Origin of the sequence: Aeromonas sp. 62-46 (genome assembly GCF_001898585.1) — a bacterium.
GTDB classification, from domain to species: domain Bacteria; phylum Pseudomonadota; class Gammaproteobacteria; order Enterobacterales; family Aeromonadaceae; genus Aeromonas; species Aeromonas caviae.
Genome location: NZ_MKUI01000051.1, coordinates 23,072 through 47,449, shown reverse-complemented (window position 1 = coordinate 47,449; position 24,378 = coordinate 23,072). Strand labels below are relative to the sequence as shown.

The following is a 24,378-nucleotide window of genomic DNA, read 5'->3' as shown; positions in this document are numbered from 1 at the left end:
CCGTGCTGTCCAACTCCAACCAGATGACCGGCATGGTGACTTCCCTGCTGCGTTGATGGTTTGCCGGGCCGCCCCGAGAGGGGCGGCTCTTGTTTGACAACCGCTTGCCGGTTGGAAAGGGCCGAGCCGGTCTTTTCCAACAGGCATGCCACCGAATAAGGGGATAAAGATGCAAATAGATCCGGCCAGCACGGCGATGCAACTGGTAGCCGTCGAGCGCCAGAACATGGACAAGTTGCTGAAGAAGCAGCTGGACAGCGTCAAGGCTCAGCAGAGCGCCATCAGCAGCCTCACCACCAAGCTGTCGAGTTTCCAGACCCTGCTCAAGGATCTGAACAAGGCGAGCAGCCTGCAGGCTCAGAAGGCCACCCTGTCCCAGGAAGGGCTCATGACGGTGACGAGCAATGGCAAGGCCAGCTCGGGTCAGTACAGCTTCTTCGTGGAGCAGCTTGCCCAGTCCCATCAGGTCGGCTTGCAGCTTGACAGTGACACGGCACCGCTGCCGGCAGACGGCGTCTTCTCCCTGACCGTCAAGGGCAAGACCCTGGACATCGACCTGGCCTCCCTCCCGGCTGGCGCCACCGTCAAGGATCTGGTCTCCCAGATCAACAATGCCAAGGACAACCCGGGGGTGAAGGCGACCCTGGTACGTACCGACGGCAAGGTCAGCATGGTACTGACCAGCAAGGAGAGCGGCGTGGAGAACGCCATCACCCTGGGGTACAGCGGGGATGGTGCCAATGCCCTCGGGGTGGCGATGGCCGGCAAGACGGACATCACCCAGGCGCAGGACGCCAAGCTGCGCATGGGGGGGGACAACCCTCTCACCATCACCTCTGCCAGCAACAAGATAGAGAACGTGGTGGATGGCCTGACGTTCCAGCTGACCAAGGCGCAAAAGGCGGATGACGCTCCGCTGCTGGTCACGGTGGATCAGGACAAGGAGGCGGTTACCGGCTCCCTCAAGAAGTTTGTCGACAGTTACAACGAGCTGGTGGATGAGCTGGCCAAGATGACCTCCAGCGATCCCAAGGCGCCGGGAGCCCTCTCCTCCGACAGCGGGGTACGCAGCCTCAAGAGCGTGATTGCCCGCAGCGTGCGGGAGTTGCCCGATGATCTGACTCTGGGGAGCCTGGGGATCAAGACCGACAAGGCGGGCAAGCTCTCCTTCAACGAGACCGACTTCAACAAGGCGCTGGAGAAGGATCCCGAGCTGCTCGGCAAGGCACTCATGGGCGACGATGGTCTGCTCAAGCGGATGAGTAATGCCCTGGACCCCTATACCAAGCGGGACGGTGCACTCAAGGGACGCAAGACAGGTCTTGAAGCGAACGAGAAGCGGGTGAATGAGCGGATGGAGGCGCTGGATCGGCGCATGGATTCCGCGTATAAGCGCTACCTCAATCAGTTCACCACCATGAACCAGATGTTGCAGACCATGGGCGGCTTGTGAGACGGCTAGCCCGTAACACTTTGAATAAGCGAGTTTTTCATGTTTGAACCCCAAGAAGGCTATGACGCCTACCAGTTCGCCGCCACCCAGGCCAAGGCCGCGAGCGCCGATCCGCACCAGCTGGTGCTGATGTTGATGGATGGCCTGCTCGACGAAATAGCCAGGGCCGAGGGCCACATTCTGGCCAGGCAGTACGAGCGCAAGGGGCAGTCCATCAACAAGTGTCTGCAGATCCTGGGAGGGCTCGACAGTGCCCTCGACATGGACAAGGGCGGGGAGCTGGCCAGCAACCTGCACCGTCTGTACGACTACTGCGGCCAGCGGCTGTTCGAGATCAGTGTGGGCAACGATGTCGCGGGCTTTGCAGAGGTGCGTCGCATCCTGCTGGAGCTGAAAGAGGGTTGGGAAGCGATGGCCCGCCATCCCCGTTGATGCGGAAATCCACCTTCCTCATGGGGCAAAGGTCGGAACTAACGTATTGAAATATAATGTTTATATATTTGGCCTGCTCCTTGCTTGCCCGCAAGGTCGTCCTATTTTGAGGCCATCATCATGTCCATGACAGGAGCCGTGCCCCCCGGTGCGGAACGCGAGACCCGTCAGCGCCAGCTCCTGGGGCTCGGGCGTCTTATCTTGCAGCAGGCCCGCGCCGGACAGTGGGATGCGGTGCGGCTGGCGGACCAGCGTCTGGCCCAGCTGGTGGCGCATCTGAACAGTCAGCCTGCATTGTGGCAATCCCTGATGCCGGCCCGGGATCAGGTGCGCCACTGGCATCGGGAAGCCTTCGCGCTCTGTGAGCAGGAAACGGCGCTGCGCAAGCAGGAGTGGGACAGCCTCTCCCGCAAGCGGGAAGGATTGCAGGCCTACGACGAGGCGCAGACATGGGCATGATCCCTCTCCCCGTGGCAGAGACACTGCCCGCTTCCCCATCCGGTGGTTTTACCCGCCTCTCCCGCCAGCCTGACGGTCAGGGGGAAGAGTACCAGCCTCTGGATCTTCCGCAGGAGGCGATGCTTCCTCCGTCCACCGCCCCTTCCGCCCCCGTCGACGAGACGGAGCAGGCGGAAAGCGTCGAAGTGGCTGCGGATGTCGCAGAGCAACTCGCCGCCTTCAACCAGATGCCACCACCTTTTGTCCGACAGGAGGAGGGACGTCTTCCTCCTGCCCGTTTGTCATCGAATGGCGGCCTTGCCCCCGTCGGGGAGGTGCAACCCGCCTCCTCGCCTGTGCTGCGCGCCCTCAGCGGGTTCGAGCGAATGGAAGGGGAGCGGATGCCGGTGCCGCCGCTTTCCGTTGGCAAAGAGAGCCTCCCTCAACCCGCCGGGGAGCTGGCCATGCGAATGCTCCAGCCAACCACCCAGGGCGAGCAGCCTGCGACCCGGAGTGCGGCAGTGGTGGTGCCTCTTCCCGGGGAGCCCGCCCCGGAGCGGGAGGTCAGCGTCACCGAATTCAAGGCAATGGCGGGGTTGTCGCCCGCGCTCTCTGCCGCCAGGCCTGCGGAATACCAGTGGGCACCGGCGCGTCTTGCCGCAAGCGAGGCCCAGTGGGGCCAGCAGCTGGTCGATGTGCTCAAAGACAGGGTCGAGCTGCAGGTAAACCATAGCATCAAGCAAGCCCATATCCGCCTCGATCCCCCAGAGCTGGGTCGCCTCGAACTGACCGTGAGGATGGAAGGGGATCGGCTCAACGTGCAGCTCAACGTGACCAACCCGGCGGTGCGTGAAGCCCTGATCCAGTCGATGGAGCGGCTTCGCATGAGTTTGGCTCCCCATCATGCTGGTGGTGTCGAGGTGAACGTGGGCCAGGGGGGAGAGCAGGAGCGGGGGGATCGCTGGCAGCAGGAGAAGATCCTGGCAGGTCGACGACAGTGGCAGGAAGAACAGGACGCATCGGGCAGTGCTGGCCAGGATTGGCTCAACACCCTGGTGTGACATTTCAAGATCTGGCAATAGCGAGAGTGATTTCAAATTATGCGGCGTGTCATGAAGTGGTTGATGGTGATAATGATGGCGCTGTGCCTGCTGGCGGCGCTGGCCTATGGCGCCTATCTCAAGCGGGATACGGTTGCCGTCTGGCTGGGCCTGGCAGAAGCCAAGCCCGAGCTGAGCAAGACGCCGCTGTTCAAACCGATGGAGCGTTTCGTCATCAGCCTGGAGGGAGACAGGGAGCCCCACTATCTGGTGCTGGAGCTGGCGCTGGTCACCCACAATCCCCAGCAGCTGGAGACGCTCAACGAGCTGACCCCCCTGATCCGCAATGCCATGGTGCAATATTTCAGCCATCGCTCCCATGAGGCGGTGAAGCAGGAGCTGCAGAACATCTCGGCCCTGCAGACCTCTCTGCTCGGCAAACTGGTGGGAACCCTGGAGGGGTATGGCTACAAGCCTTATCTGGATGAAGTGCTGGTCACCAAGGTCCTGGTGCAGTAGCGAACATGATGGACGCTGGTTGGGATACTCCCTGCGAACTGACCGCCTCCGCTCCCCGCACCGGTGAGCAGGTGATCCTGAGCCGTTATCTGCCTCTGGTGAAGCGGGCAGCCACTCACCTGCGCAGTCAGGTGAGCGCCAGCTTCGATCAGGAGGACATGGAGCAGGTCGGCATGATGGGGCTGCTGGAAGCCTGGCGTCGCTATGGGGGTGAACCGGATGCCCAGTTCGAGAGCTATGCCTTCAAGCGGGTGCGGGGAGCCATGCTGGACGAGCTGCGGCGCCTCGACTGGCGCCCCCGTCAGCTGCGCCAGCAGGTGCACGGTCACAACCAGGTACAGCGGGAGCTGTTCAACCGTCTGGGGCGCAACCCGACCGAGCAGGAGCTGGCACAGGCGCTTTCCTGCACCGTCGAGGAGGTGCGCCAGCTCGCCTATGCGAGCCAGGCCGAGGCGTTGCAGAGTCTGGAGGAGTGGCTGGAGAACGGAGGCAGGGCGCCCGCATCCGAGTCTGACGATCAGGATCTGGCCATGACCCTTGGCAAGGTGCTCGGCACCCTGGACAAGCGTGAACAGCTGCTGCTTTCCCTCTATTACCAGCAGGAATTGAACATGAAGGAGATTGCACTGGTGCTCGGGTTGACCGAGTCGCGGGTGTGCCAGCTCCACAAGCAGTGCGTCCTTCAGCTCAAGCAGCGATTGGTCGACTCCATATAGTTATGCCTCTCCCCGCGGGGGGAGTCTTGTTGATTTCTGCGGGAGCATCCATGCAAAAACAGATTGGTCTTGGTGTCATTTTCGTATGTGTGATCGGCGGCTTCATGATGGCCGGGGGGCGCCCCATCGCCCTGTGGCAGCCTGCCGAACTCATCATCATCATAGGGGCGGCGGTCGGTTCCATGTTCCTTGGCAATTCCAAGGAGGTGATGCATGAAATGTGGCGCCAGATGAAGCTTTGCTTCAAGTCCAACAAGGACGAGAAGGAGATCTATCGCGAACTGCTGACCCTGATGCACCAACTGCTGGAAGAGACCCGCAACAAGGGGATGAAGGCGCTGGACGAGCACGTGGAGAATCCGCAGCAGAGCTCCGTCTTCCTCATGTATCCCCAGGTATCGGAAGATCCGCAACTGCTGGGCTTCATCATCGACAACCTGCGTCTGCTAGGCATGGGCAAGATCACGCCCCATGAGCTCGACACCATACTGGAGCAGGAGATCATGGCCATCGAGGAGGACATGCTCAAGCCCGCCCATGCGCTGCACAAGACCGGGGAGGCCTGCCCCGGCTTCGGGATCCTGGCGGCGGTGATGGGGATCATCATCACCATGCAGCAGCTCGACGGCCCCCTCAGCAACATAGGCGTACACGTGGCGGCCGCCCTGGTGGGCACCTTCATCGGCATCTTCCTCTGTTATTGCCTGCTGGAGCCCATCAGCAATGCCATGGAGGAGATGGTCAAGCGCCGCATCGGCATGCTGATGTGCATCAAGTCGATCCTGATCGCCCAGCTGCGGGGCAAGACGCCGCTGCTCTCCGTCGATTCCGGCCGCAAGATGCTGGAGCCTGACGTGAAACCCAGCTTCCTCGAACTGGAAGACTGGGTGACCAACAGGGCCATGTGATGCGCAACCACGAGCAGATCGTCATCAAGCGCCAGCAGCGGCGCAGCAGCGCTCCCAAGGGGGGCGGTGCATGGAAGGTGGCCTTCGCCGACTTCACCCTGGCCATGATGGCCTTCTTCATGGTGCTCTGGATCCTGGCCGTCTCCAGCCAGGAGGAGCGTGATGTGGTGGCCAGCCGTCTGCGCGACTACAGCATCATGGACAGCGAGGCAAACCCGTTCGACATCAGCAACAGCCCCTATCCGGTGGATCTTGGCGGCAACCCCTCGGTACTGGAGGAGTTGAGTCCCCAGTTCGTGGAGGAGGGGCAGCGCATGCCCAGACATATGGAGCGGGATCGCAGCATCTTTACCGATGGCGCCAAGGGAGGCTATGAGAGCCTGCTGGCGGGCAAGATTGAGGGAGAGAAGCAGATGGCGCAGTTGGCCGGTTTCATCGGATCCATGGCGGATCAGATGCAGGCCAGAAACAACCTCGAGCTGCAACTGGTGCCCCAGGGTCTGCGGATCCTGATCCGCGACGATGACGAGCGCGAGATGTACAGCCGGGGCAGTGCGCGGATCAGCCCCTATTTCCGCCACCTGCTGATGGCACTGGCCCCTGTCTTCCAGCGAGTGGAGAACCGGGTCATGATCTCGGGCCACACCGACAGCACCCCCTTTGCCGGTGACAACTACAGCAACTGGGAGCTCTCCTCCGATCGCGCCATGATGGCGAGGCGTGTCCTGCTTGCTGGCGGCATGCCCCCCGAGCGAGTGGGTCAGGTGGTCGCCATGTCGGATACCATGCTGGACAACACCGCCGATCCCAAAGGCAGCCAGAACCGCCGCATCGAGTTGCTGGTGATGACGACCCAGGCGGAAAAGAGCCTGGAGCAGCTGTTCAGTGCCCAAACCCAAGCCGCCACCCGGACAGCCAAGGACGCCGTTGCCCATGGAAACCCCTGATGCCGATCTGCCCCCCGTGACACCGTTCAAGGATCCCAGGCGCAAACTGCCGCGCTGGTATCTCCATGACGGGACCACGCCCCTGGAATCCCAGAGTTGCGGCATCGCGGCCCGGCTCATGGTTTCCGGCCTGCTGTTCGACAAGCGCATCGGACGGGCGGTGATCAAGGATATCGGACCGGGTGGGGTCGGTTTCCTCGCCCCCGCCCGTTTTACCTTGCCCGATAACGTCAGCCTGTCGTTGTCACCGCGGATCGTGCTGGCCTGTCATATCACCCATCGCAGGGCCATAGGCCAGTACCTCAGCTTCTACGGCGCGCGATGGGTCGATCCTGACTCGGTGGATCTCGCGCCTGTTCTGAGCCACTGGCGCCACTGTTTCATGGCGCCAGCAGAGGGCGAGCCTGCTCCAATCCCAGTGGATCCGGCAACCGCTCAAGAGTGAGGCCTCCCCGCCCCATGTCCAGTCCCCGTGCAGGCAGCAACAGCAGGGGATCGTGCAGGCTTTCCAGGGACACGGCCCGCACCAGCTGCGGGCGTGTCTCTTGATGACGCGGGGCAGGAGGGGCCTTGCCCCCGCCATAAATGATGGGGCAGTCACTCACCTCCCGGGGATCGGGCAATCGCCAGGCGGGATTCCACCGGCTTGCCTCGTTCATGGCAACCCCCCGTTCCATGGCCCACTCCAGCAATGAGCAGCCCCCCGGCTGCCGCCATACCCGGATATTTTCTCCCGCCTGCCAGGGCGGCAGGACAAACCCGTGCTGCGCCGCTCTATCCAGCAATTGGGAGAGCGCGAGGAAGCGCGCCACATAGAGGCGAGTTTCGGTTGGCAATTGCAACTCCCACACATTGCGTGTCCCGCCGTTGAGCACCGCCTTCAGTACTCTTCCCTCTCCCGCGTTGTAGGCAGCCAGTGCCAGCAACCAGTCCTGCCCGAAGAATTGATGCAGCCAGCCGAGGTAGGAGAGCGCCGCCTCCGTCGCCAATGGCAGGGAGTAGCGGCCATCGAAGCCGTTTGTCATGGGGACGGAGAAGCGGGCTGCGGTATCCGGCATCAACTGCCAGGGCCCGGCGGCGCCCGCCGAGGAGATCACGTCAAGCCGGTAGCTGCTCTCGATCAGGGGCAGCAGTGCCAGCATGGGCGGGAGTTTTCGCGTCTGAACCTGCTCCGTGACCCAGCGGATCATGGGCTGGGACTCGGCGAGCCTCGTTTGCAGGTGGCTGCGCTGGCGCAGCAGAAAGCGGGTCTGCTCGTTGACCAGTTCGGCACCCGGGCCGACAACGGGGGTAGGAAAACCCGCCTGCCAGTGATAATGATCATAGGAGTAACAAACGGCACTGCTCAGTAGCGAGAGCCCGGGGAGAAGGCGCAGGGATATTTTGGCAACAGCGGACAGAGCCTGGCGGGAAAATGATAAAAACACGATGTATCTCAACAGTTTTTGACAATATCTGTCGACTGTTCATGTGGTATCCAGGACGTGATAAGCATGATAACACGAGTAAAAAAGACCCCAAAGGCGGGCAGGGCGATTCAGAAATTTCTGCTTTATCTGATCCTCGTTAATTTTGGTTTGATGTGGCTCTATATCATGTATGCCGACGAGCTGACATTGGGCGCCAATCTACTGCTGACTTTTCTTCTCATCGTCTATAACCTGCTGCTCTGCCAGCTGGTGGTGCTGCGAGCCCGTCGGGTAGGGGATGGATACATCATCTATCCCGTGGTGGGCGTCAGCATTATCCTGTGCGCCGTCGTGCTGTTCCGTTTCATCATTTCCCCGTGAAATCGATTAATTACGAGGCACACTTCGCCGGGATGATTTAATTCCCCCATGAATAACTTGTGGAAAATCAATTCATTTAATCGGTAGTCCCATCACGCTGCGTCAATATGTTCCCCATGCCCGAGATCCTTGCTTGAAAAGCCCCCTGCTCGTCCTTAAACTTCATGGTGGAGAAAAGTGGATCAAAGTGGTTTTATTGGGCATCTAGCCCCCATAACTCACCTTCGGGGACTGCAATTTGTTGCGTGGCGCTCACGCCATCAGCCTGGACAGCAAGGGGCGGTTGGCGATTCCGACCAAATTTCGTGATTGGCTGCGCGACGAATGCGACGGCCAGCTGGTCTGCACCATCGACATCGCCCATCCCTGTCTGCTGCTTTATCCCCTGAATGAATGGGAAGAGGTGGAGCGCAAGCTGAAGACCCTTTCCAGCACCAACCCGGCGGAACGCCGCCTGCAGCGTCTGCTGCTCGGCCACGCGGCCGAATGCGAACTGGATGGCAATGGCCGTCTGCTGCTCAGCCAGCCGCTGCGCAGCCATGCCGGGCTGGACAAGAAAGTCATGCTGGTGGGTCAGCTCAACAAATTCGAGCTGTGGGATGAAGCCCGCTGGCAACAACAGATCAACGACGACATCCTGGGCCTGCCCGAGGACGACTGGGCAAGTTCACCACGACTACAGGATTTTTCTTTATAAATGACCCAAGCCGCTGAACACATCACAGTGCTGTTGCACGAAGCCGTCGAAGGGCTGGCCATCAAGCCGGACGGTATCTACGTCGACGGTACCTTTGGCCGGGGTGGTCACTCTCGTCTCATTCTCCAGCATCTGGGCCCCAATGGCCGTCTGATCGCCATCGACCGGGATCCCCAGGCCATTGCCGAGGCGGCCAAGATCCAGGATCCCCGTTTCGAGATCGTGCACGGTCCCTTCTCCGGCATCACCCGCTATCTGACAGAGCGCGGCCTGCTGGGCAAGGTCGATGGTTTCCTGCTGGATCTCGGTGTCTCCTCCCCCCAGCTTGACGATGCCGAGCGTGGCTTCAGCTTCATGAAGGACGGCCCGCTCGACATGAGGATGGATCCCACCTCCGGTCAGAGTGCCGCCGAGTGGCTGGCCCGTGCCGATGTGGACGACATCGCCTGGGTGCTGAAAACCTTCGGTGAGGAGCGCTTCGCCAAGAAGATTGCTCGCGCCATCGTGCACGACCGGGTGACCGAGCCCTATGTACGCACCCGCCAGCTGGCGGAGATGATTGCCCGGGTCAACCCGAGCAAGGAGAAGGGCAAGCACGCGGCGACCCGCAGCTTCCAGGCCATCCGCATCTATATCAACAGCGAGCTGGACGAGATCGAAACCGCCCTCAACGGCGCGCTGGACGTGCTGGCTCCTCACGGCCGTCTCTCCGTCATCAGCTTCCACTCTCTGGAAGATCGGCTGGTGAAGCATTTTATTCGCAAGCATGAGAAAGGTCCGGAAGTACCCCACGGCATCCCCCTGACCGAAGCCCAGCTTGCCGGTGGTCGCAAGCTGAAGTCGATCGGCAAGGCGCTCAAGCCTTCCGACCACGAGGTCAATGAAAACACCCGGTCCCGCAGCTCGGTGCTGCGGGTCGCAGAGCGTCTTGCGGAGTAAACGATGAGCGACGTGCGCGTTCACCTCGCCAGGGAGATCGTTGCGGATCTCTGGCGCCACAAGTTGCAGGTCCTGTTGACCGTCGCCGTGCTGGTCACCGCCTTTGCGGTGATCCTGGTGACCAACATGACCCGGGGTCTGACGGCCAAGCAGAACGATCTGATGGCGGAGGAGGACAGGCTCAACATCGAGTGGCGCCACCTCTTGCTGGAACAGGGCACATTGGCTGAGCACTCCCGGGTGGCGAGTCTGGCCATGGACAAGTTGCAGATGGCTCGTCCCCTGGTGACCACTGAAAAGGTAATTACACAACCATGACACGCAAGGCCGCCACCAAGGCTCCGGCAAAGGACAAAGCCAAGGCGAAAGCACCCTCACTCTACCCGTGGCGCTTTCGGACCCTGGTTTTCTTCATCGGCATCGCGTTTGCGGGGCTGATCCTGCGGCTGGCCTGGATCCAGGTGATCGATCCGGACAGACTGCGCCAGGAGGGGGACATGCGCTCCCTGCGCACCACCTCCACCCAGGCGGTGCGCGGCATGATCACGGACCGCAATGGCGAACAGTTGGCGGTATCCGTGCCGGTCGAAGCGGTCTGGGCTGATCCCAAGACGGTGCACGAGTCCGGTGCCATCCACAACGAGCGTGCCTGGCTGGCACTCTCCGCCGTGCTCAAGCTCGACATCAACACCCTCAAGCATCGCATCGCCAACCCGAGCAAGCGCTTCGTCTATCTGCAGCGGCAGGTGACGCCTGCGGTGGCCGAGTACATCAAGGGGTTGAAGCTGGGGGGCATCTATCTGCGCCCCGAGGCGCGCCGTTTCTACCCGACCGGCGAGATAAGCTCCCACCTGGTGGGGGTGACCAACATCGATGGCAGCGGCATCGAGGGGATTGAGCGCAGCTACAACGAGTGGCTGACCGCAACCCCTGGCGAGATGAGGGTGCGCAAGGACAGGCAGGGCCGCGTCATCGAGCGCCTGGGCCTGGTGAAAGAGGGCAAGCACGCCAACGATCTGCAACTGAGCATCGATCAGCGGGTGCAGGCGCTGGCCTATCGCGCCCTCAAACGGGCCACCGACGAGAACAAGGCCACCTCCGGCTCCATGGTGATGCTGGATGTGAAGACCGGCGAGGTGCTCGCCATGGTCAACACCCCCTCCTACAACCCGAACAACCGCGGCCAGTACCAGAGTTTCCGGGTGCGAAACCGGGTGGTGACCGATACCTATGAGCCGGGTTCCACGGTCAAGCCATTGATTTTGCTTAGTGCCTTGCAAGCCGGTGTCACCAGCTGGAAGGACTTCATCCCGGGCGGCCCCCTCTTCATCGGGGCCAAGCAGATCCGTGACGTGAGTATCCACAAGGCGACCAACCTGTACGACATCCTGCGCTACTCCTCCAACATCGGCATGTCGCGCATCGCGCTGCGGATGCCGGCCCAGGAGATGATCAACACCCTGAGCATGGTGGGCTTCGGCATGGACACCGGCAGCGGCCTGATGGGGGAGAGCAGCGGCATGCTGCCCCAGCGTCGCCGCTGGTCCGACATCGAGCGAGCCACCCTGTCGTTCGGTTATGGTCTGCGAGTGACCCCGCTGCAGCTGGCCTCCGCCTACGCCACCCTGGCCAACAAGGGCAAGCGGGTTCCGCTCTCCATCATCAAGGTGACCAAGCCGCCCAAGGGTGAGCAGGTCATCGATCACAACAACGCCGCTGCCATGTTGCAGGCGCTGGAGTACGTGGTCAGCAATGCCATTCCCAAGGCCCAGATCCCCGGTTATCGGGTCGGTGGCAAGAGTGGTACCGCCAAGGTGGCCGTGGCTGGGGGCTATGGCAAGGACTACATGGCCTGGTTTGCCGGTTTCGCGCCGGCCAGCAATCCCCGTTTCGTCATGGTGGTGGTGATCAACGAGCCCAAGGGGGATGCCTACTACGGCGGTGCCGTGGCGACCCCGCCCTTTGCGGAGGCCATGGGAGGCGTGTTGCAGCTCTTCAACATCCGTCCCGATGCGATCCCGCCCGAGGTACCCGCCAAGCTTGCCCGCACGGAGGCCAACAATGGCGCACCGCGTACTTGACGGGCATCCGGCTTTTTCCATCGGCCCCGCTGCTGTCGGGGCATTTTCCATGGCGTGTACGAGCGCCCGCATCCCCGCATTTTCGGAGGCTTCCCATGCCGCCCCGCACACTTGATCAACTGATGAGCCGCTTCGGCATCGATGCCCCGGCGCTTTCCCTCACCGATCTCCAGCTCGACAGCCGGCGGGTCGGTCCCGGCTCGCTCTTCGTGGCGATTCGTGGCCATCAGGTGGATGGCAGGCGCTTCATCGAACAGGCGGTGGCTCAGGGAGCGACCGCCGTGCTGTTTGAGGAGGACGGAGAATTCGTCCCTCCGGCGACCCAGATCCCCTGCATCGGCATGAGGGATCTTCCCGCTCGTCTCTCCGAGCTGGCCGGTCATTTCTACGGTCACCCTGCGCAAAAGCTGCAACTGGTGGGCATCACGGGCACCAACGGCAAAAGCACCACGGCCCTGCTGGTGGCCAACTGGCGCACCCTGCTGGGGGGCAAGGCCGGGGTCATGGGCACCATAGGCAACGGTCTGTTTGGCGAGCTCATCGAAGCAGAGAACACCACGGGCAGCGCGGTCCAGGTGCAGGCCAATCTGGCCGCCTTGCAGCAGCAGGGGGCCGATCTGGTGGCGATGGAGGTCTCCAGCCACGGTCTGGTGCAGCATCGCGTGGCGGCCCTGCCGTTTGCCGCGGTAGTCTTCACCAACCTGAGCCGGGATCATCTGGACTATCACGGCACCATGGAGGCCTATGCCGCCGCCAAGGAGGAGCTGCTGAAGCTGGTGGATGAGCCTTGCGCCGTCATCAACGCCGATGACCATCTGGGACGGCAATGGTTGGCGACCTATCCCGGTGCGGTGGCCTTCGGGGTTCATGGTCCGATTGAAAACCATGCCGGACGACAACTGACGGCGCAGGATCCCCATTTCCACCAACAAGGTTTTGATACGCGCATTAACTCCAGCTGGGGGAATGGTGTATTATCCGCCCCCTTGCTCGGCCGCTTCAACGTCAGCAACGTGCTGGGCGCCATGGGCGCCATGCTGGTGCTCGGCTACGACTTCGATGACCTGCTGGCGACGGCCCCCAGACTGCAACCGGTGACCGGTCGCATGGAGTGCTTCGGCGGTGGCGATGCGCCGCTCGCCGTGGTCGATTACGCCCACACCCCGGATGCGCTGGAGAAGGCATTGCAGGCCCTGCGGGTGCACTGTCACGGCCGGCTCTGGTGCCTGGTGGGATGCGGCGGCGACAGGGATCGCGGCAAGCGTCCCATGATGGCTGCCATGGCGGAGCAGCATGCGGACTGCGTGATCCTGACCGACGACAATCCCCGTACCGAGGAGCCGGCCCGGATCATGGCCGACATGGTGGCGGGTCTTCGCGATCCCGGCGCCGTGCAGATTGAGCACGACAGGACCAAGGCAATCCAGCTGGCACTGAGTCAAGCGAGCAAAGAGGACATCATCCTGGTGGCCGGCAAAGGCCACGAGGATTATCAGATCATTGGAACCGACAAGCGGCACTACAGCGATCGGGAAACCGTCGCAGCCGCCTTGCACACATTAATGGAGTCATTCAAATGATGACCCTCAGGCTTGCCGACCTGGCGCAGGTGCTCGATGCCCGTCTGATCGGGGGCGACCATGAGATCACGGCGGTCAGCACCGACACCCGTACCCTGGGCGCGGGGGCGCTGTTCGTGGCCCTGCGCGGCGAGCGTTTCGACGCCCACGATTTCTGCGACCAGGCGGTTGCCGCCGGCGCCAGTGCCCTGCTGGTGGAGCGCGAATTGCCGCTGGCCATTCCACAACTGGTGGTGGGCGACACCCTCAAGGGGCTTGGGCGTCTGGGCAGGCTGGTGCGCGAGCGCATCAATCCGAAAGTGCTCGCCATCACCGGCAGCTGTGGCAAAACCACGGTGAAGGAGATGGCGACGGCCATCCTGCGTTGTGAAGGGGAGGTGCTGGCCACCGCCGGCAACTTCAACAACGAGGTGGGGGTGCCGCTGACCCTGCTGCGCCTCGAGCCGCAACACCAGTTCGCGGTGATGGAGCTGGGAGCCAACCACCCGGGCGAGATCGCCTGGACCACGTCGCTCGCCAGACCCGACGCCGCCATCATCAACAACGTCGCTGCCGCGCACCTGGAAGGCTTTGGCTCCCTGGAAGGGGTGTTCCATGCCAAGAGCGAAATCTTCGAAGGGTTAGGCGAGGGCGGCACCGCCATCGTCAATGCCGACAACGAGTTCTGGCCGAAGTGGCGTGAAAAGGGCATCCACTGCGCCTTCTCCCTCGAGGATCAGCGTCAGCCGTTCCACGCCCGCGACATCGTGCTCAACGAGCAGGGTTGTGCCGGGTTCGTGATGGTGACGCCCCAGGGAGAGGTGAACCTGACCCTGGCCATTCCGGGCCGCCACAACGTGGCCAACGCCCTGGCTGCTGCCGCCGGGACCCTGGCCCTGGGTGCATCGCTTGCGTCCGTCAAGGCGGGGCTGGAGCAGATGGCGCCGGTCAAGGGCCGTTTCTGCGTGCAACGCTGGGGTGGCCTCACCCTGGTGGATGACACCTACAACGCCAGCGTGGAGTCCGTGCTGGCGGGTATCGATGCCCTGACCGCCATGAACGGCTACAAGGTGCTGGTATTCGGTGACATGAAAGAGTTGGGTGAGGAGTCCGCCGCGCAGCATGCCCGGGTCGGACACCACGCCCGTGAGCAGGGCCTCGATGCCGTGCTGACCGTAGGGGAACAGAGTCGCCACACCGCAGATGCCGCGGCTGGCCGACATTTCGATAACAAGGCGTCGTTGTTTGAAGTGCTTGCGCAAATGATAAAGACACATCAGGAAATTTCGATTCTGGTCAAGGGCGCCCGTGGCTCCCGCATGGAAGATATCGTCGAGATGGTCAAGGGCCATCAGGAGTCAGCCACATGCTAGTCTGGCTGGCGGAACTGCTCACCCCGCACTTCACCTTCTTCAACGTCTTCTCCTACCTGACGTTTCGCGCCATCCTGTCGATCATCACCGGTCTGGTGGTGGCGCTCTGGATGGGGCCGCGCCTCATCCGTCGCCTGCAGATCATGAAGTTCGGCCAGGTGATCCGCAACGACGGTCCCGAATCCCATCTCAGCAAGAAGGGCACCCCGACCATGGGCGGCCTGATGATCATTGCAGCCATTTTCACTTCTGTGCTGCTCTGGTGCCGCCTCGACAACCCCTATGTCTGGCTGGTGCTGTTCGTGCTGGGGGCCTATGGCGCCATCGGTTTTGCCGATGACTATCTCAAGGTGGTGCGCAAGAACACCGACGGCCTCATCGCCCGCTGGAAGTACTTCTGGCAGTCCGCGGTCGCGCTGGGTGTGGCAGTCTTCCTCTACGCCACGGCCACCCACGATGGTCAGACCCAGCTGGTGGTCCCCTTCCTCAAGGATGTGATGCCCCAGCTCGGCCTGATGTTCATCCTGCTGACCTACTTCGTCATCGTCGGTACTTCCAACGCGGTCAACCTGACCGATGGCCTGGATGGCCTCGCCATCATGCCCACCGTGATGGTGGCGGGGGGCTTCGCCCTGATCGCCTGGGCGACCGGCAACGTCAACTTCGCGAACTACCTGCACATTCCCTACGTGCCCTACACCTCCGAACTGGTGATCGTCTGTACCGCCATCGTGGGCGCGGGTCTGGGTTTCCTCTGGTTCAACACCTACCCGGCCCAGGTCTTCATGGGGGACGTGGGTTCCCTGGCCCTGGGCGGCGCGCTCGGTACCATAGCCGTGCTGGTGCGCCAGGAGTTCCTGCTGGTGATCATGGGGGGCGTCTTCGTGATGGAGACCGTCTCGGTGATCCTGCAGGTCGGATCCTACAAACTGCGCGGCGTGCGGATCTTCCGCATGGCCCCCATCCATCACCACTATGAGAAGAAGGGCTGGCCGGAGCCGCGCGTCATCGTGCGCTTCTGGATCATCACCCTCATGCTGGTGCTGCTTGGCCTCGCCACCCTGAAGGTGAGGTAAGCCATGGTCATCATCATCGGACTCGGCAAAACCGGACTCTCCTGCGTCGATTACTTCCTCGACCGCGGCGTCACGCCGCTGGTGATGGACACCCGTGCCAATCCGCCGGGCAAGGACGAGCTGCCCCCCGAGGTGGAGCTCATCCACGGGCTGGACGCGGAGCGGCTCAAGCAGGCGCACATGATAGTGGCGAGCCCGGGCATCGCCCTGGCGACCCCGGAGTTGAAGGCCGCCGCCGAGTTCGGGGTGCGCATCGTCGGTGACATCGAACTGTTCGTGCGTGAAACCCAGACGCCCGTCATCGCCATCACCGGTTCCAACGGCAAGAGCACGGTCACCACGCTAGTGGGTGAGATGATCGCCGAGGCGGGGCTCAAGGTCGGTGTGGGGGGCAATATCGGCACCCCGGCGCTGTCGCTCCTCAAGCAGCCCATGGATCTCTGCGTGCTGGAGCTCTCCAGCTTCCAGCTCGAGACCACCTACAGCCTGCGGGCCGCCGCCTCCGTGGTCTTGAACCTCAGTGAAGATCATATGGATCGCTATGCCGGCATGGCGGATTACCGCGCCGCCAAGATGGAGATCCATCAGCACTCCCAGCACATCCTGATCAATCGCGACGATCCCCAGACCCTGCCCGATGTGGGTCAGGTTTGGCAGAGTTTCGGCCTCGACTGCAACGGCTACGGTCGCTGCGAGCTGGAGGGCCGTCACTGGCTGACTTTGCACGGCGAGCCGCTCCTGGCGGTGGACGAGATGAAGATAGTGGGTGCCCACAACCAGGCCAACGCGCTGGCCGCCATGGCCCTGTGCGATGCGGTGGGTATTCCTCGCGAGGCACAACTTGCCGTGCTGCGCCGCTTTGAAGGCCTGCCTCACCGTGCCCGCTTCGTGCGGGAGGTAAATGGGGTGCGCTGGATCAACGACTCCAAGGCCACCAACGTGGGGGCGACCCTGGCCGCCGTGGCCGGGGTGCGTGAAGCGGTAAAGGGCCGCCTGCTGCTGCTGGCCGGTGGCCAGGGCAAGGGGCAGGACTTCGGCCCGGTGCAGGCGCTGCTCGGCAGCCAGATCGATCACATGTACTGCTTTGGTCAGGATGCCGAGGTGCTGCTGGCCCTGGGCGAACAGACCGAGCGGGTTGCCGATCTTGACGCTGCTGTCGCCAAGGCGGCGGTCGATGCCAGGCCCGGTGACTGGGTGCTGCTGGCGCCGGCCTGTGCGAGCCTGGATCAGTTCAAATCCTTTGAAGCGCGCGGCGATCGCTTCACCGAACTGGTGATGGGCTTATGAACGCCCTGCGCGTGGTTGCGGGATTCTTGCAGCGCTGGTTGCTACCGGCGCGCCCCGCCGGTCTCTACGATCGGCAGCTGGTGGTACTGGCTCTCGCCCTGATGGGCGTCGGGCTGGTGATAGTGGCGTCAGCTTCCATTCCTGAGGGGATCGCCATCAACAACGATCCCTTCATGTTCGTGAAGCGCCACGGCATGTTCCTGGTGATGGCGCTGGGTATCTCCTGGTTCGTGTTGCAGGTACCCATGGCACGCTGGCAGCACTACAACGGCCCCATGTTGTTGCTGGCCATCGTGCTGCTGGTGATGGTGTTGCTGGTGGGCCGCAGCGTCAACGGTTCGGTACGCTGGCTGCCGCTTGGCCCCTTCAACTTGCAGCCGGCTGAGTTCGGCAAGCTGGCGCTGTTCGTCTATCTGGCGGGCTATCTGGTGCGCCGCCAGAGTGAGGTGCGCGAACGCTTCATCGGTTTCATGAAACCCATGGCGGTGCTGTTCGTGGTGGCCATCCTGCTGCTGGCCCAGCCGGATCTCGGGTCAGTGGTGGTGATGTTCGTCACCTCCCTCGGGATGCTGTTCCTGGCCGGTGCCCGGCTGGTGCAGTTCATCGGTCTCATCCTGGTGGGGGTGAGCGCCGTGGTGACCCTGATCATCGCGGAGCCCTACCGGATGCGGCGGGTGACCTCTTTCCTCGACCCCTGGGCAGATCCCTTCGGCAGCGGCTATCAGCTGACCCAGTCCCTGATGGCCTTTGGTCGGGGGAGCTGGTTTGGCGAGGGGCTCGGCAACTCCATCCAGAAGATGGAGTACCTGCCGGAAGCCCACACCGACTTCGTGTTCGCCATTCTGGGCGAAGAGCTGGGCTACGTGGGGGTGCTTGGCGCACTCTTCCTGATTTTTGCGCTGGCGGTGAAGGCGCTCAAGCTGGGTCACCAGGCGCTGGTGGCCGAGCGGCTCTATGAAGGTTATCTGGCCATCGGCATCGGCATCTGGTTCAGTTTCCAGACTTTCGTCAACGTCGGTGCCGCCAGCGGCATGATGCCTACCAAGGGGCTGACCCTGCCGCTGGTCAGTTATGGCGGCTCCAGTCTCATCATCATGATGGTGGCGGTGAGCATGTTGATTCGTATCGATTTCGAGTTGCGCCAGGCGAGTGCCCAGGCGCGCGTGCGGGAGGTTGCGTGAGCAAGACGTTACTGGTGATGGCGGGTGGTACCGGGGGCCATGTGTTCCCCGGCCTGGCCGTCGCCGATCGCCTCAAGGCCCAGGGCTGGACCATCCACTGGCTCGGCACTGCCGACCGGATGGAGGCGGAGCTGGTGCCTGCCCATGGTTATCCCATCTCCTTCATCGACATCCAGGGGGTGCGTGGCAACGGCATCAAGCGTCTGCTCGCGGCGCCCTACCGTGTCATCAAATCCGTGCTGCAGGCCCGCCAGGTGCTCAAGACCATCCAGCCCGATGTGGTGCTGGGCATGGGGGGCTTCGCCTCCGGCCCGGGTGGCGTGGCCGCCTGGCTGTCGGGCATTCCGCTGCTGCTGCACGAGCAGAATGCCGCCGCCGGCCTGACCAACAAGCTGCTGGCCCGTATCGCCAGGCGGGTACTGATGGCCTTCCCCGGTGCCTTCGCCCCCAATGCCCGCACCGCCGTGGTGGGCAACCCGGTGCGCCCCGAGGTGGTGGCGCTGCCGGATCCCCAACTGCGCAGCAGCAGCGATCCTCTGCGCCTGCTTGTGGTCGGTGGCAGCCTGGGGGCCCGGGTCCTCAACGAGCAGGTGCCTCCTGCGGTTGCAGCTGCCGGTGTGCCCATCGAGGTGCGTCACCAGTGCGGCAAGGGCAACGGGGAGGCCGTGGCTGCCTCCTATGCCGGGCTGGGGGTCGAGGCCGAGGTGAGTGAATTTATCAAGGACATGGCGGATGCCTATGCCTGGGCGGACCTGGTAGTGTGCCGCGCCGGCGCATTGACCGTCTCCGAAGTGGCCGCCGCCGGTGTGGCCGCCATCTTCGTGCCCCTGCCCCATGCGGTGGACGATCACCAGACCCGCAACGCCCTGACCCTGGTCGACGGCGGTGCGGCCGAGTTCCTGCCCCAGTCAGAGCTGACGCCGGCGGCGCTGGCGTCGCGCCTCTCCTGGCTCGCCGGGCGCAGGGAAACCCTGTTGAACATGGCCCAGGCCGCGCGCCGGGTCGCCATCATCGATGCCGCCGAACGGGTTGCCGATGAGTGCAAACGGCTCGCCACCGGCTGAGCCAAACGAGATGGAAGGCCAAGATGTGCCGCCAAGGCCCCGCTTCTGTCTTCGAACTGATGAATGTCGCCGAATGAAAATGGCCTGTGGCCGCGAATTGAGAAAGAACTATGACCAAGGTTGAACTGGCAAAACTGCGTACCGTTATCCCCGAAATGCGCCGCGTGCGTCGCATCCACTTCATCGGCATCGGTGGCGCCGGTATGGGCGGTATTGCGGAAGTGCTTGCCAATGAAGGGTATCAGGTGACCGGCTCGGATCTTGCCCGCAACGGGGTGACTGAACGCCTGGCCTCTTTGGGCGCACACATCTTTGTCGGTCACAGTGCCGAGCATGTGGACGGTGCCAGCGTGGTGGTGGTTTCCACCGCCATCAAGCAGGACAACCCCGAGCTGCTGGCTGCCCGCGAGCTGCGTATTCCCGTGGTGCGCCGCGCCGAAATGCTGGCGGAACTGATGCGCTTCCGTCACGGCATCGCCATCGCTGGGACCCACGGCAAGACCACCACCACCAGTCTGGTGGCGAGCATCTATGCCGAGGCGGATCGCGACCCCACCTTCGTCATCGGCGGTCTGCTCAACAGCGCCGGCACCAATGCCCGCCTGGGCAGCAGCCGTTATCTGATTGCCGAGGCGGACGAGAGCGACGCCTCCTTCCTGCATCTGCAACCCATGGTCTCCATCGTGACCAATATCGAAGCGGATCACATGGACACCTATGGTGGCGATTTCTCCAGGTTGAAGGCCACCTTCATCGATTTCCTGCACAACCTGCCGTTCTACGGCCTGGCTGTGGTGTGCGTGGATGACCCGGTGATCCGCGCCATGCTGCCGGAGATCGCCCGTCCCACCCTCACCTACGGTCTGAGCGATGATGCCGATGTGCAGGTGCTGGACTTCGTGCAGACCAGCAATCGCAGCCGTTTCCGGGTGCGCCGTGCAGGGGCGGGTGAGCTGGAGGTGACCCTGAATCTGCCGGGCATCCACAACGCCCTCAACGCCGCCGCCGCCATTGCGGTGGCAACCGAAGACGGCATCGGCGACGAGGCCATCATCCAGGCACTTTCCAAGTTTGAAGGGGTGGGGCGCCGCTTCCAGCAATATGGCGAGTTTGAAACCGGCCGTGGCAAGGCCATGCTGGTGGACGATTACGGTCATCACCCGAGCGAAGTGAAGGTGACCATCAACGCCGCTCGCGCCGGCTGGCCCGAGAAGCGGCTGGTGATGGTGTTCCAGCCGCACCGCTACAGCCGGACCCGGGATCTCTACGAAGATTTCGCGGATGTGCTTTCCAAGGTGGACGTGCTGGTGATGCTGGAGGTCTATGCCGCCGGTGAGGAGCCCATTCCCGGTGCCGATGGCCGTGCCTTGTGCCGTTCCATCCGCTCCCGCGGCACCCTGGAGCCCATCTTTGTCGCAACGCCGGACGATGTGCCCGCGGTGCTGGCCGACCTGATTGGCGAGGGGGATCTGGTATTGACCCAGGGGGCGGGTAACGTCGGTGCGCTGGCCCGTCGTCTCGGCGAGATGAAATTGAGCGTGGATAGCATGAAATCCGGTGCCTGAGGGCCCAATGAGTATTTTGACCGCCAAGCCGAGGCCTATATAATGGCGAACCGGTCTGCAAGTGGCCGGCATGGCGCGTTTTACGGGGATCGATCGGGTGGAGGCAAGGGCACAAGGGCGCACCAAGGGGGGCTTCATCGCCGGGGTGGCATTTTTCATCCTGGTCATGTGGGGGCTCTACCAGACTGCGCTGGATGTTAAAGACTGGCTGACGGATGCCAGTCGGTTGCCCATGAGCGAGCTGTTGCTGCAGGGGCAACACGAATATTTGAAGGCCGATGAGTTGCGTGCTGCCGTGCTGGATGGTGCCGAACTTCGCAACTTCTTCGAGCTGGATGTGAACGAATTGCAGGCGCGTCTGAACGCTCTGCCCTGGGTGGCCCAGGTCTCGGTACGAAAGAAGTGGCCGAACAAGATCAAGGTCTATCTCACGGAACAGGATGTGGCGGCTCGCTGGAACGGTAACCGCTTCGTCAACACCAAGGGTGAGGTATTCAGTGCCCCGGACAGGGTGAAGAAGCCCCTGATGCAGTTGTCCGGGCCCGATGATCAGGCCGCCAAGGTGCTGGAAGCCAGCCATCAGTACGAAACGCTGCTGGCGGCCAAGGGATACAAGTTGCTGGGGGTGAATCTGACCCCCCGCCATGCCTGGGAACTGACCCTGGATGGCAACATTCAGCTGTTTGTGGGGCGCTCGGATATCGCGCTTCGTCTGCAGCGGTTTATCGATGCCTTTCCGGTCATCGAGCCCCGTGAGCGGGTTGCTTACGTGGATCTTCGATACGACACCGGGATGGCAGTTGGCTGGAAGAAAAGCGAAGAGAAAGTGAATGACCAACACCGCAGATAGAAATTTGATTGTCGGACTGGATATCGGCACGACCAAGGTGGCGGTACTGGTTGGCGAAGTATTGCCCGATGGCGAACTCAATGTCATCGGCATGGGCAGCCACGCTTCTCGCGGGATGGAGAAGGGCGGGGTCAATGACCTCGACTCCGTGGTCAAGTCCCTGCGCCGCGCGGTGGAAGAGGCCGAGATGATGGCAGACTGCCAGATCAGTTCCGTCTATCTGGGGCTGTCCGGCAAGCACATCGATTGCCGCAACGAGACCGGCATGGTGCCCATCTCCGACGAAGAGGTGACCCAGGAGGATGTGGACAACGTCATCCACACCGCCAAGTCGGTGCGGTTGTCTGACGAGCTCCGGGTGCTGCACGTGCTGCCCCAGGAGTTCGCCATCGACTATCAGGAAGGGATCAAGAACCCGGTCGGCCTCTCCGGCGTGCGGATGGCAGCCAAGGTGCATCTCATCACCTGCCACAACGACATGGCGCGCAACATCGAGAAGTGTGTGGAGAAGGTGGGTCTGCGGGTGGATCAGCTGATCTTCTCCGCCCTGGCCTCCAGCTACGCCGTGCTGACCGAAGACGAGAAGGAGCTGGGTGTCTGCGTGGTGGACATCGGTGGTGGCACCATGGACATGTCGCTCTTTACCGGCGGTGCCCTGCGTCACACCAAGGTGATTCCCTATGCGGGCAGCACGGTGACCAGCGACATCGCCTATGCCTTCGGCACGCCGCCGCTGGATGCGGAGGCGATCAAGGTGCGCTACGGCTGCGCCCTCGGCCGCCTGGTCAGCAAGGAAGACAATATCGAAGTGCCCAGTGTCGGCGGTCGCCCGGCGCGCAGCCTGCAACGGCAGACACTGGCGGAAGTGATTGAACCCCGTTACACCGAGTTGCTCTCCATGGTGAATGACGAGCTGGTGCGGGTGCAGAGCGAATTGAAGGCACAGGGGGTCAAGCATCAGCTGGCCGCCGGTGTGGTCTTGACCGGTGGCGCGGCCCAGATCGAAGGCATTGTGGAGTGCGCAGAGCAGATCTTCCAGAGCCAGGTCCGGGTGGGCGAGCCCATGAATATCCGGGGATTGAGTGATTACGTACAGGCACCGGTGTACTCGACTGCGGTCGGGTTGTTGCAGTACGGCCGCACCAACCAATCCACCGGCAGTAACAAGGAATATGCCGCCAAGGCAAGCGTAGGTGGGCTGGTCAAACGGGTCAGCAACTGGTTGCGTGGCGAGTTCTAAAGATTTTGCTGAGTCAGGCAAATAAAGCGGAGAGACAACATGTTTGAATTTATGGATAGCCACACTGACGAAGCCGTCATCAAGGTGATAGGTGTGGGTGGCGGCGGCGGCAACGCAGTCGAGCACATGGTTCGTCAAAACATCGAAGGTGTCGAGTTCATCACCGTGAACACCGACGCCCAGGCACTGCGCAACTCCAGTGCCAATACCACCTTGCAGATCGGCGGTGGCATCACCAAGGGTTTGGGTGCCGGGGCCAACCCGGAAGTGGGTCGTGACGCCGCCATGGAAGACAGGGAAGCGCTGCGCGAGCTGCTGACCGGTTCCGACATGGTGTTCATCGCTGCCGGCATGGGTGGTGGTACTGGTACAGGTGCTGCCCCGATCGTGGCCGAAGTGGCCCGCGAGATGGGTATCCTGACCGTTGCCGTCGTGACCAAACCGTTCTCCTTCGAAGGGAAGAAGCGGATGGGCTTCGCCGCTCACGGCATCGAAGAGCTCTCCAAGAACGTCGACTCCCTGATCACCATCCCCAACGACAAGTTGCTGAAGGTACTGGGTCGCGGCATCTCCCTGCTGGACGCCTTCAAGGCGGCCAACGACGTGCTGCTGGGTGCGGTGCAAGGCATCGCCGAACTGATCACCCGCCCGGGCCTCATCAACGTCGACTTCGCGGACGTGCGGACCGTGATGCGCGAGATGGGTACCGCCATGATGGGTACCGGCTCCGCCTCCGGTGACGACCGTGCCGAAGAAGCGGCCGAGAAGGCCATCTCCAGCCCGCTGCTGGAAGATGTGGATCTGGCCGGTGCCCGCGGCATCCTGGTCAACATCACTGCCGGCATGGACATGACCATCGAAGAGTTCGAGACCGTGGGTAACGCGGTCAAGGCCTTCGCGTCCGAGAACGCCACCGTGGTGGTGGGTACCGTAATCGACCCGGAAATGCACGACGAACTGCGCGTTACCGTAGTGGCGACCGGTATCGGTGCCGAGCGCAAGCCCGACATCACTCTGGTCAAGAACAACATGGTTCAAGAGCGTCCGGCTCGTCAGCCCCTGATCAGCGAAGCCCTGCAGTCTCGCGTGATGGAAGAGGCCCCGGCCAAGGTGGTGAACGCCGAGCCGCAAGCTCGTCGCGAACCGGATTATCTCGATATTCCTGCGTTCCTGCGCAAGCAGGCAGACTAAGCCTCTGATGGCTCTGGTTTGTTTGTTGCTTA

Annotated in this window: 25 protein-coding genes; 24 read left to right on the top strand and 1 reads right to left on the bottom strand. The window is 62.5% G+C overall.

Annotated elements, in window-relative coordinates:
* The first annotated feature begins 169 nt into the window (after positions 1–169).
* The 9 genes from lafB to BGO64_RS16675 all read left to right on the top strand — a co-directional run bounded on the left by lafB (position 170) and on the right by BGO64_RS16675 (position 6,898).
* The gene (lafB, locus tag BGO64_RS16715) at positions 170–1,453 is read left to right on the top strand and encodes a lateral flagellar capping protein LafB (protein WP_202044632.1); all 1,284 of its coding nucleotides are present in this window, start codon (positions 170–172) and stop codon (positions 1,451–1,453) included.
* 39 nt (positions 1,454–1,492) lie between these two features.
* Entirely contained in the window at positions 1,493–1,885 is a 393-nt protein-coding gene (gene lafC / locus BGO64_RS16710) for a lateral flagellar export chaperone LafC (RefSeq protein WP_042864849.1), read from the top strand.
* Between the two features lie 120 nt (positions 1,886–2,005).
* Positions 2,006–2,344, top strand: a complete 339-nt coding sequence (locus tag BGO64_RS16705) for a hypothetical protein (RefSeq protein WP_041214009.1) — start codon at positions 2,006–2,008, stop codon at positions 2,342–2,344.
* Positions 2,341–3,384 carry a flagellar hook-length control protein FliK gene (locus tag BGO64_RS16700; protein WP_410487674.1) on the top strand — a complete coding sequence of 348 codons (1,044 nt, stop codon included), beginning with the start codon at positions 2,341–2,343 and terminating at the stop codon, positions 3,382–3,384. Before BGO64_RS16705 ends, BGO64_RS16700 begins: the two co-directional genes overlap by 4 nt.
* Positions 3,385–3,423: 39 nt before the next feature.
* Complete coding sequence (gene lafF, locus BGO64_RS16695; RefSeq protein ID WP_041211801.1) at positions 3,424–3,882, top strand: lateral flagellar basal body-associated protein LafF; 459 nt, start codon at positions 3,424–3,426, stop codon at positions 3,880–3,882.
* 5 nt (positions 3,883–3,887) lie between these two features.
* Positions 3,888–4,598, top strand: a complete 711-nt coding sequence (lafS, locus tag BGO64_RS16690; RefSeq protein ID WP_045522170.1) for a lateral flagellar system RNA polymerase sigma factor LafS — start codon at positions 3,888–3,890, stop codon at positions 4,596–4,598.
* A 50-nt stretch (positions 4,599–4,648) separates the two neighbouring features.
* Positions 4,649–5,506, top strand: coding sequence for a lateral flagellar motor stator protein LafT (gene lafT / locus BGO64_RS16685; protein WP_041211799.1), 858 nt, complete (start codon positions 4,649–4,651; stop codon positions 5,504–5,506).
* Complete coding sequence (gene lafU, locus BGO64_RS16680; RefSeq protein ID WP_213320004.1) at positions 5,506–6,453, top strand: lateral flagellar motor protein LafU; 948 nt, start codon at positions 5,506–5,508, stop codon at positions 6,451–6,453. Before lafT ends, lafU begins: the two co-directional genes overlap by 1 nt.
* A complete protein-coding gene (locus tag BGO64_RS16675) occupies positions 6,440–6,898 on the top strand; it encodes a PilZ domain-containing protein (protein WP_042015087.1) in 459 nt (152 codons plus the stop codon). Before lafU ends, BGO64_RS16675 begins: the two co-directional genes overlap by 14 nt.
* Here the strand turns inward: BGO64_RS16675 and BGO64_RS16670 are convergent.
* A complete protein-coding gene (locus tag BGO64_RS16670) occupies positions 6,834–7,691 on the bottom strand; it encodes a lytic transglycosylase domain-containing protein (RefSeq protein ID WP_213320157.1) in 858 nt (285 codons plus the stop codon). The two genes, BGO64_RS16675 and BGO64_RS16670, sit on opposite strands and share 65 nt — an antisense overlap.
* A 255-nt stretch (positions 7,692–7,946) precedes the next feature.
* Between BGO64_RS16670 and BGO64_RS16665 the strand changes: the two genes are divergently transcribed.
* From BGO64_RS16665 to ftsZ, 15 genes are all read left to right on the top strand, one after another.
* Positions 7,947–8,243, top strand: coding sequence for a hypothetical protein (locus tag BGO64_RS16665; RefSeq protein ID WP_041211797.1), 297 nt, complete (start codon positions 7,947–7,949; stop codon positions 8,241–8,243).
* 238 nt (positions 8,244–8,481) lie between these two features.
* A complete protein-coding gene (gene mraZ / locus BGO64_RS16660; protein WP_039040489.1) occupies positions 8,482–8,940 on the top strand; it encodes a division/cell wall cluster transcriptional repressor MraZ in 459 nt (152 codons plus the stop codon).
* A complete protein-coding gene (gene rsmH, locus BGO64_RS16655) occupies positions 8,941–9,879 on the top strand; it encodes a 16S rRNA (cytosine(1402)-N(4))-methyltransferase RsmH (protein WP_042015088.1) in 939 nt (312 codons plus the stop codon).
* 3 nt (positions 9,880–9,882) lie between these two features.
* Positions 9,883–10,197, top strand: coding sequence for a cell division protein FtsL (gene ftsL / locus BGO64_RS16650; RefSeq protein ID WP_010675842.1), 315 nt, complete (start codon positions 9,883–9,885; stop codon positions 10,195–10,197).
* Positions 10,194–11,960 (top strand): peptidoglycan glycosyltransferase FtsI, encoded by a 1,767-nt coding sequence (locus BGO64_RS16645; protein ID WP_010675841.1) that lies wholly within the window; start codon positions 10,194–10,196, stop codon positions 11,958–11,960. The genes ftsL and BGO64_RS16645 overlap by 4 nt, the downstream gene beginning before the upstream one ends.
* 95 nt (positions 11,961–12,055) lie before the next feature.
* Positions 12,056–13,540: a UDP-N-acetylmuramoyl-L-alanyl-D-glutamate--2,6-diaminopimelate ligase gene (gene murE, locus BGO64_RS16640; protein WP_286701039.1), complete on the top strand. Its 1,485-nt coding sequence runs from the start codon at positions 12,056–12,058 to the stop codon at positions 13,538–13,540.
* On the top strand, positions 13,537–14,892 hold the full coding sequence (gene murF / locus BGO64_RS16635; RefSeq protein ID WP_042864853.1) for a UDP-N-acetylmuramoyl-tripeptide--D-alanyl-D-alanine ligase: 1,356 nt from the start codon (positions 13,537–13,539) through the stop codon (positions 14,890–14,892). Before murE ends, murF begins: the two co-directional genes overlap by 4 nt.
* Complete coding sequence (gene mraY / locus BGO64_RS16630; protein ID WP_010675838.1) at positions 14,886–15,968, top strand: phospho-N-acetylmuramoyl-pentapeptide-transferase; 1,083 nt, start codon at positions 14,886–14,888, stop codon at positions 15,966–15,968. The genes murF and mraY overlap by 7 nt, the downstream gene beginning before the upstream one ends.
* Positions 15,969–15,971: 3 nt before the next feature.
* Positions 15,972–17,255, top strand: a complete 1,284-nt coding sequence (gene murD / locus BGO64_RS16625; protein WP_041211794.1) for a UDP-N-acetylmuramoyl-L-alanine--D-glutamate ligase — start codon at positions 15,972–15,974, stop codon at positions 17,253–17,255.
* Positions 17,252–18,436, top strand: coding sequence for a cell division protein FtsW (gene ftsW, locus BGO64_RS16620; protein WP_010675836.1), 1,185 nt, complete (start codon positions 17,252–17,254; stop codon positions 18,434–18,436). The genes murD and ftsW overlap by 4 nt, the downstream gene beginning before the upstream one ends.
* Positions 18,433–19,500 (top strand): undecaprenyldiphospho-muramoylpentapeptide beta-N-acetylglucosaminyltransferase, encoded by a 1,068-nt coding sequence (murG, locus tag BGO64_RS16615; protein ID WP_010675835.1) that lies wholly within the window; start codon positions 18,433–18,435, stop codon positions 19,498–19,500. The genes ftsW and murG overlap by 4 nt, the downstream gene beginning before the upstream one ends.
* Before the next feature lie 110 nt (positions 19,501–19,610).
* Entirely contained in the window at positions 19,611–21,065 is a 1,455-nt protein-coding gene (gene murC, locus BGO64_RS16610; protein WP_045522161.1) for a UDP-N-acetylmuramate--L-alanine ligase, read from the top strand.
* Between the two features lie 97 nt (positions 21,066–21,162).
* Positions 21,163–21,915, top strand: coding sequence for a cell division protein FtsQ/DivIB (locus BGO64_RS16605; RefSeq protein WP_029314839.1), 753 nt, complete (start codon positions 21,163–21,165; stop codon positions 21,913–21,915).
* Positions 21,896–23,155: a cell division protein FtsA gene (ftsA, locus tag BGO64_RS16600; protein WP_010675832.1), complete on the top strand. Its 1,260-nt coding sequence runs from the start codon at positions 21,896–21,898 to the stop codon at positions 23,153–23,155. Before BGO64_RS16605 ends, ftsA begins: the two co-directional genes overlap by 20 nt.
* A gap of 39 nt (positions 23,156–23,194) precedes the next feature.
* Positions 23,195–24,346 (top strand): cell division protein FtsZ, encoded by a 1,152-nt coding sequence (gene ftsZ / locus BGO64_RS16595; RefSeq protein WP_005305686.1) that lies wholly within the window; start codon positions 23,195–23,197, stop codon positions 24,344–24,346.
* Positions 24,347–24,378 lie beyond the last annotated feature (32 nt).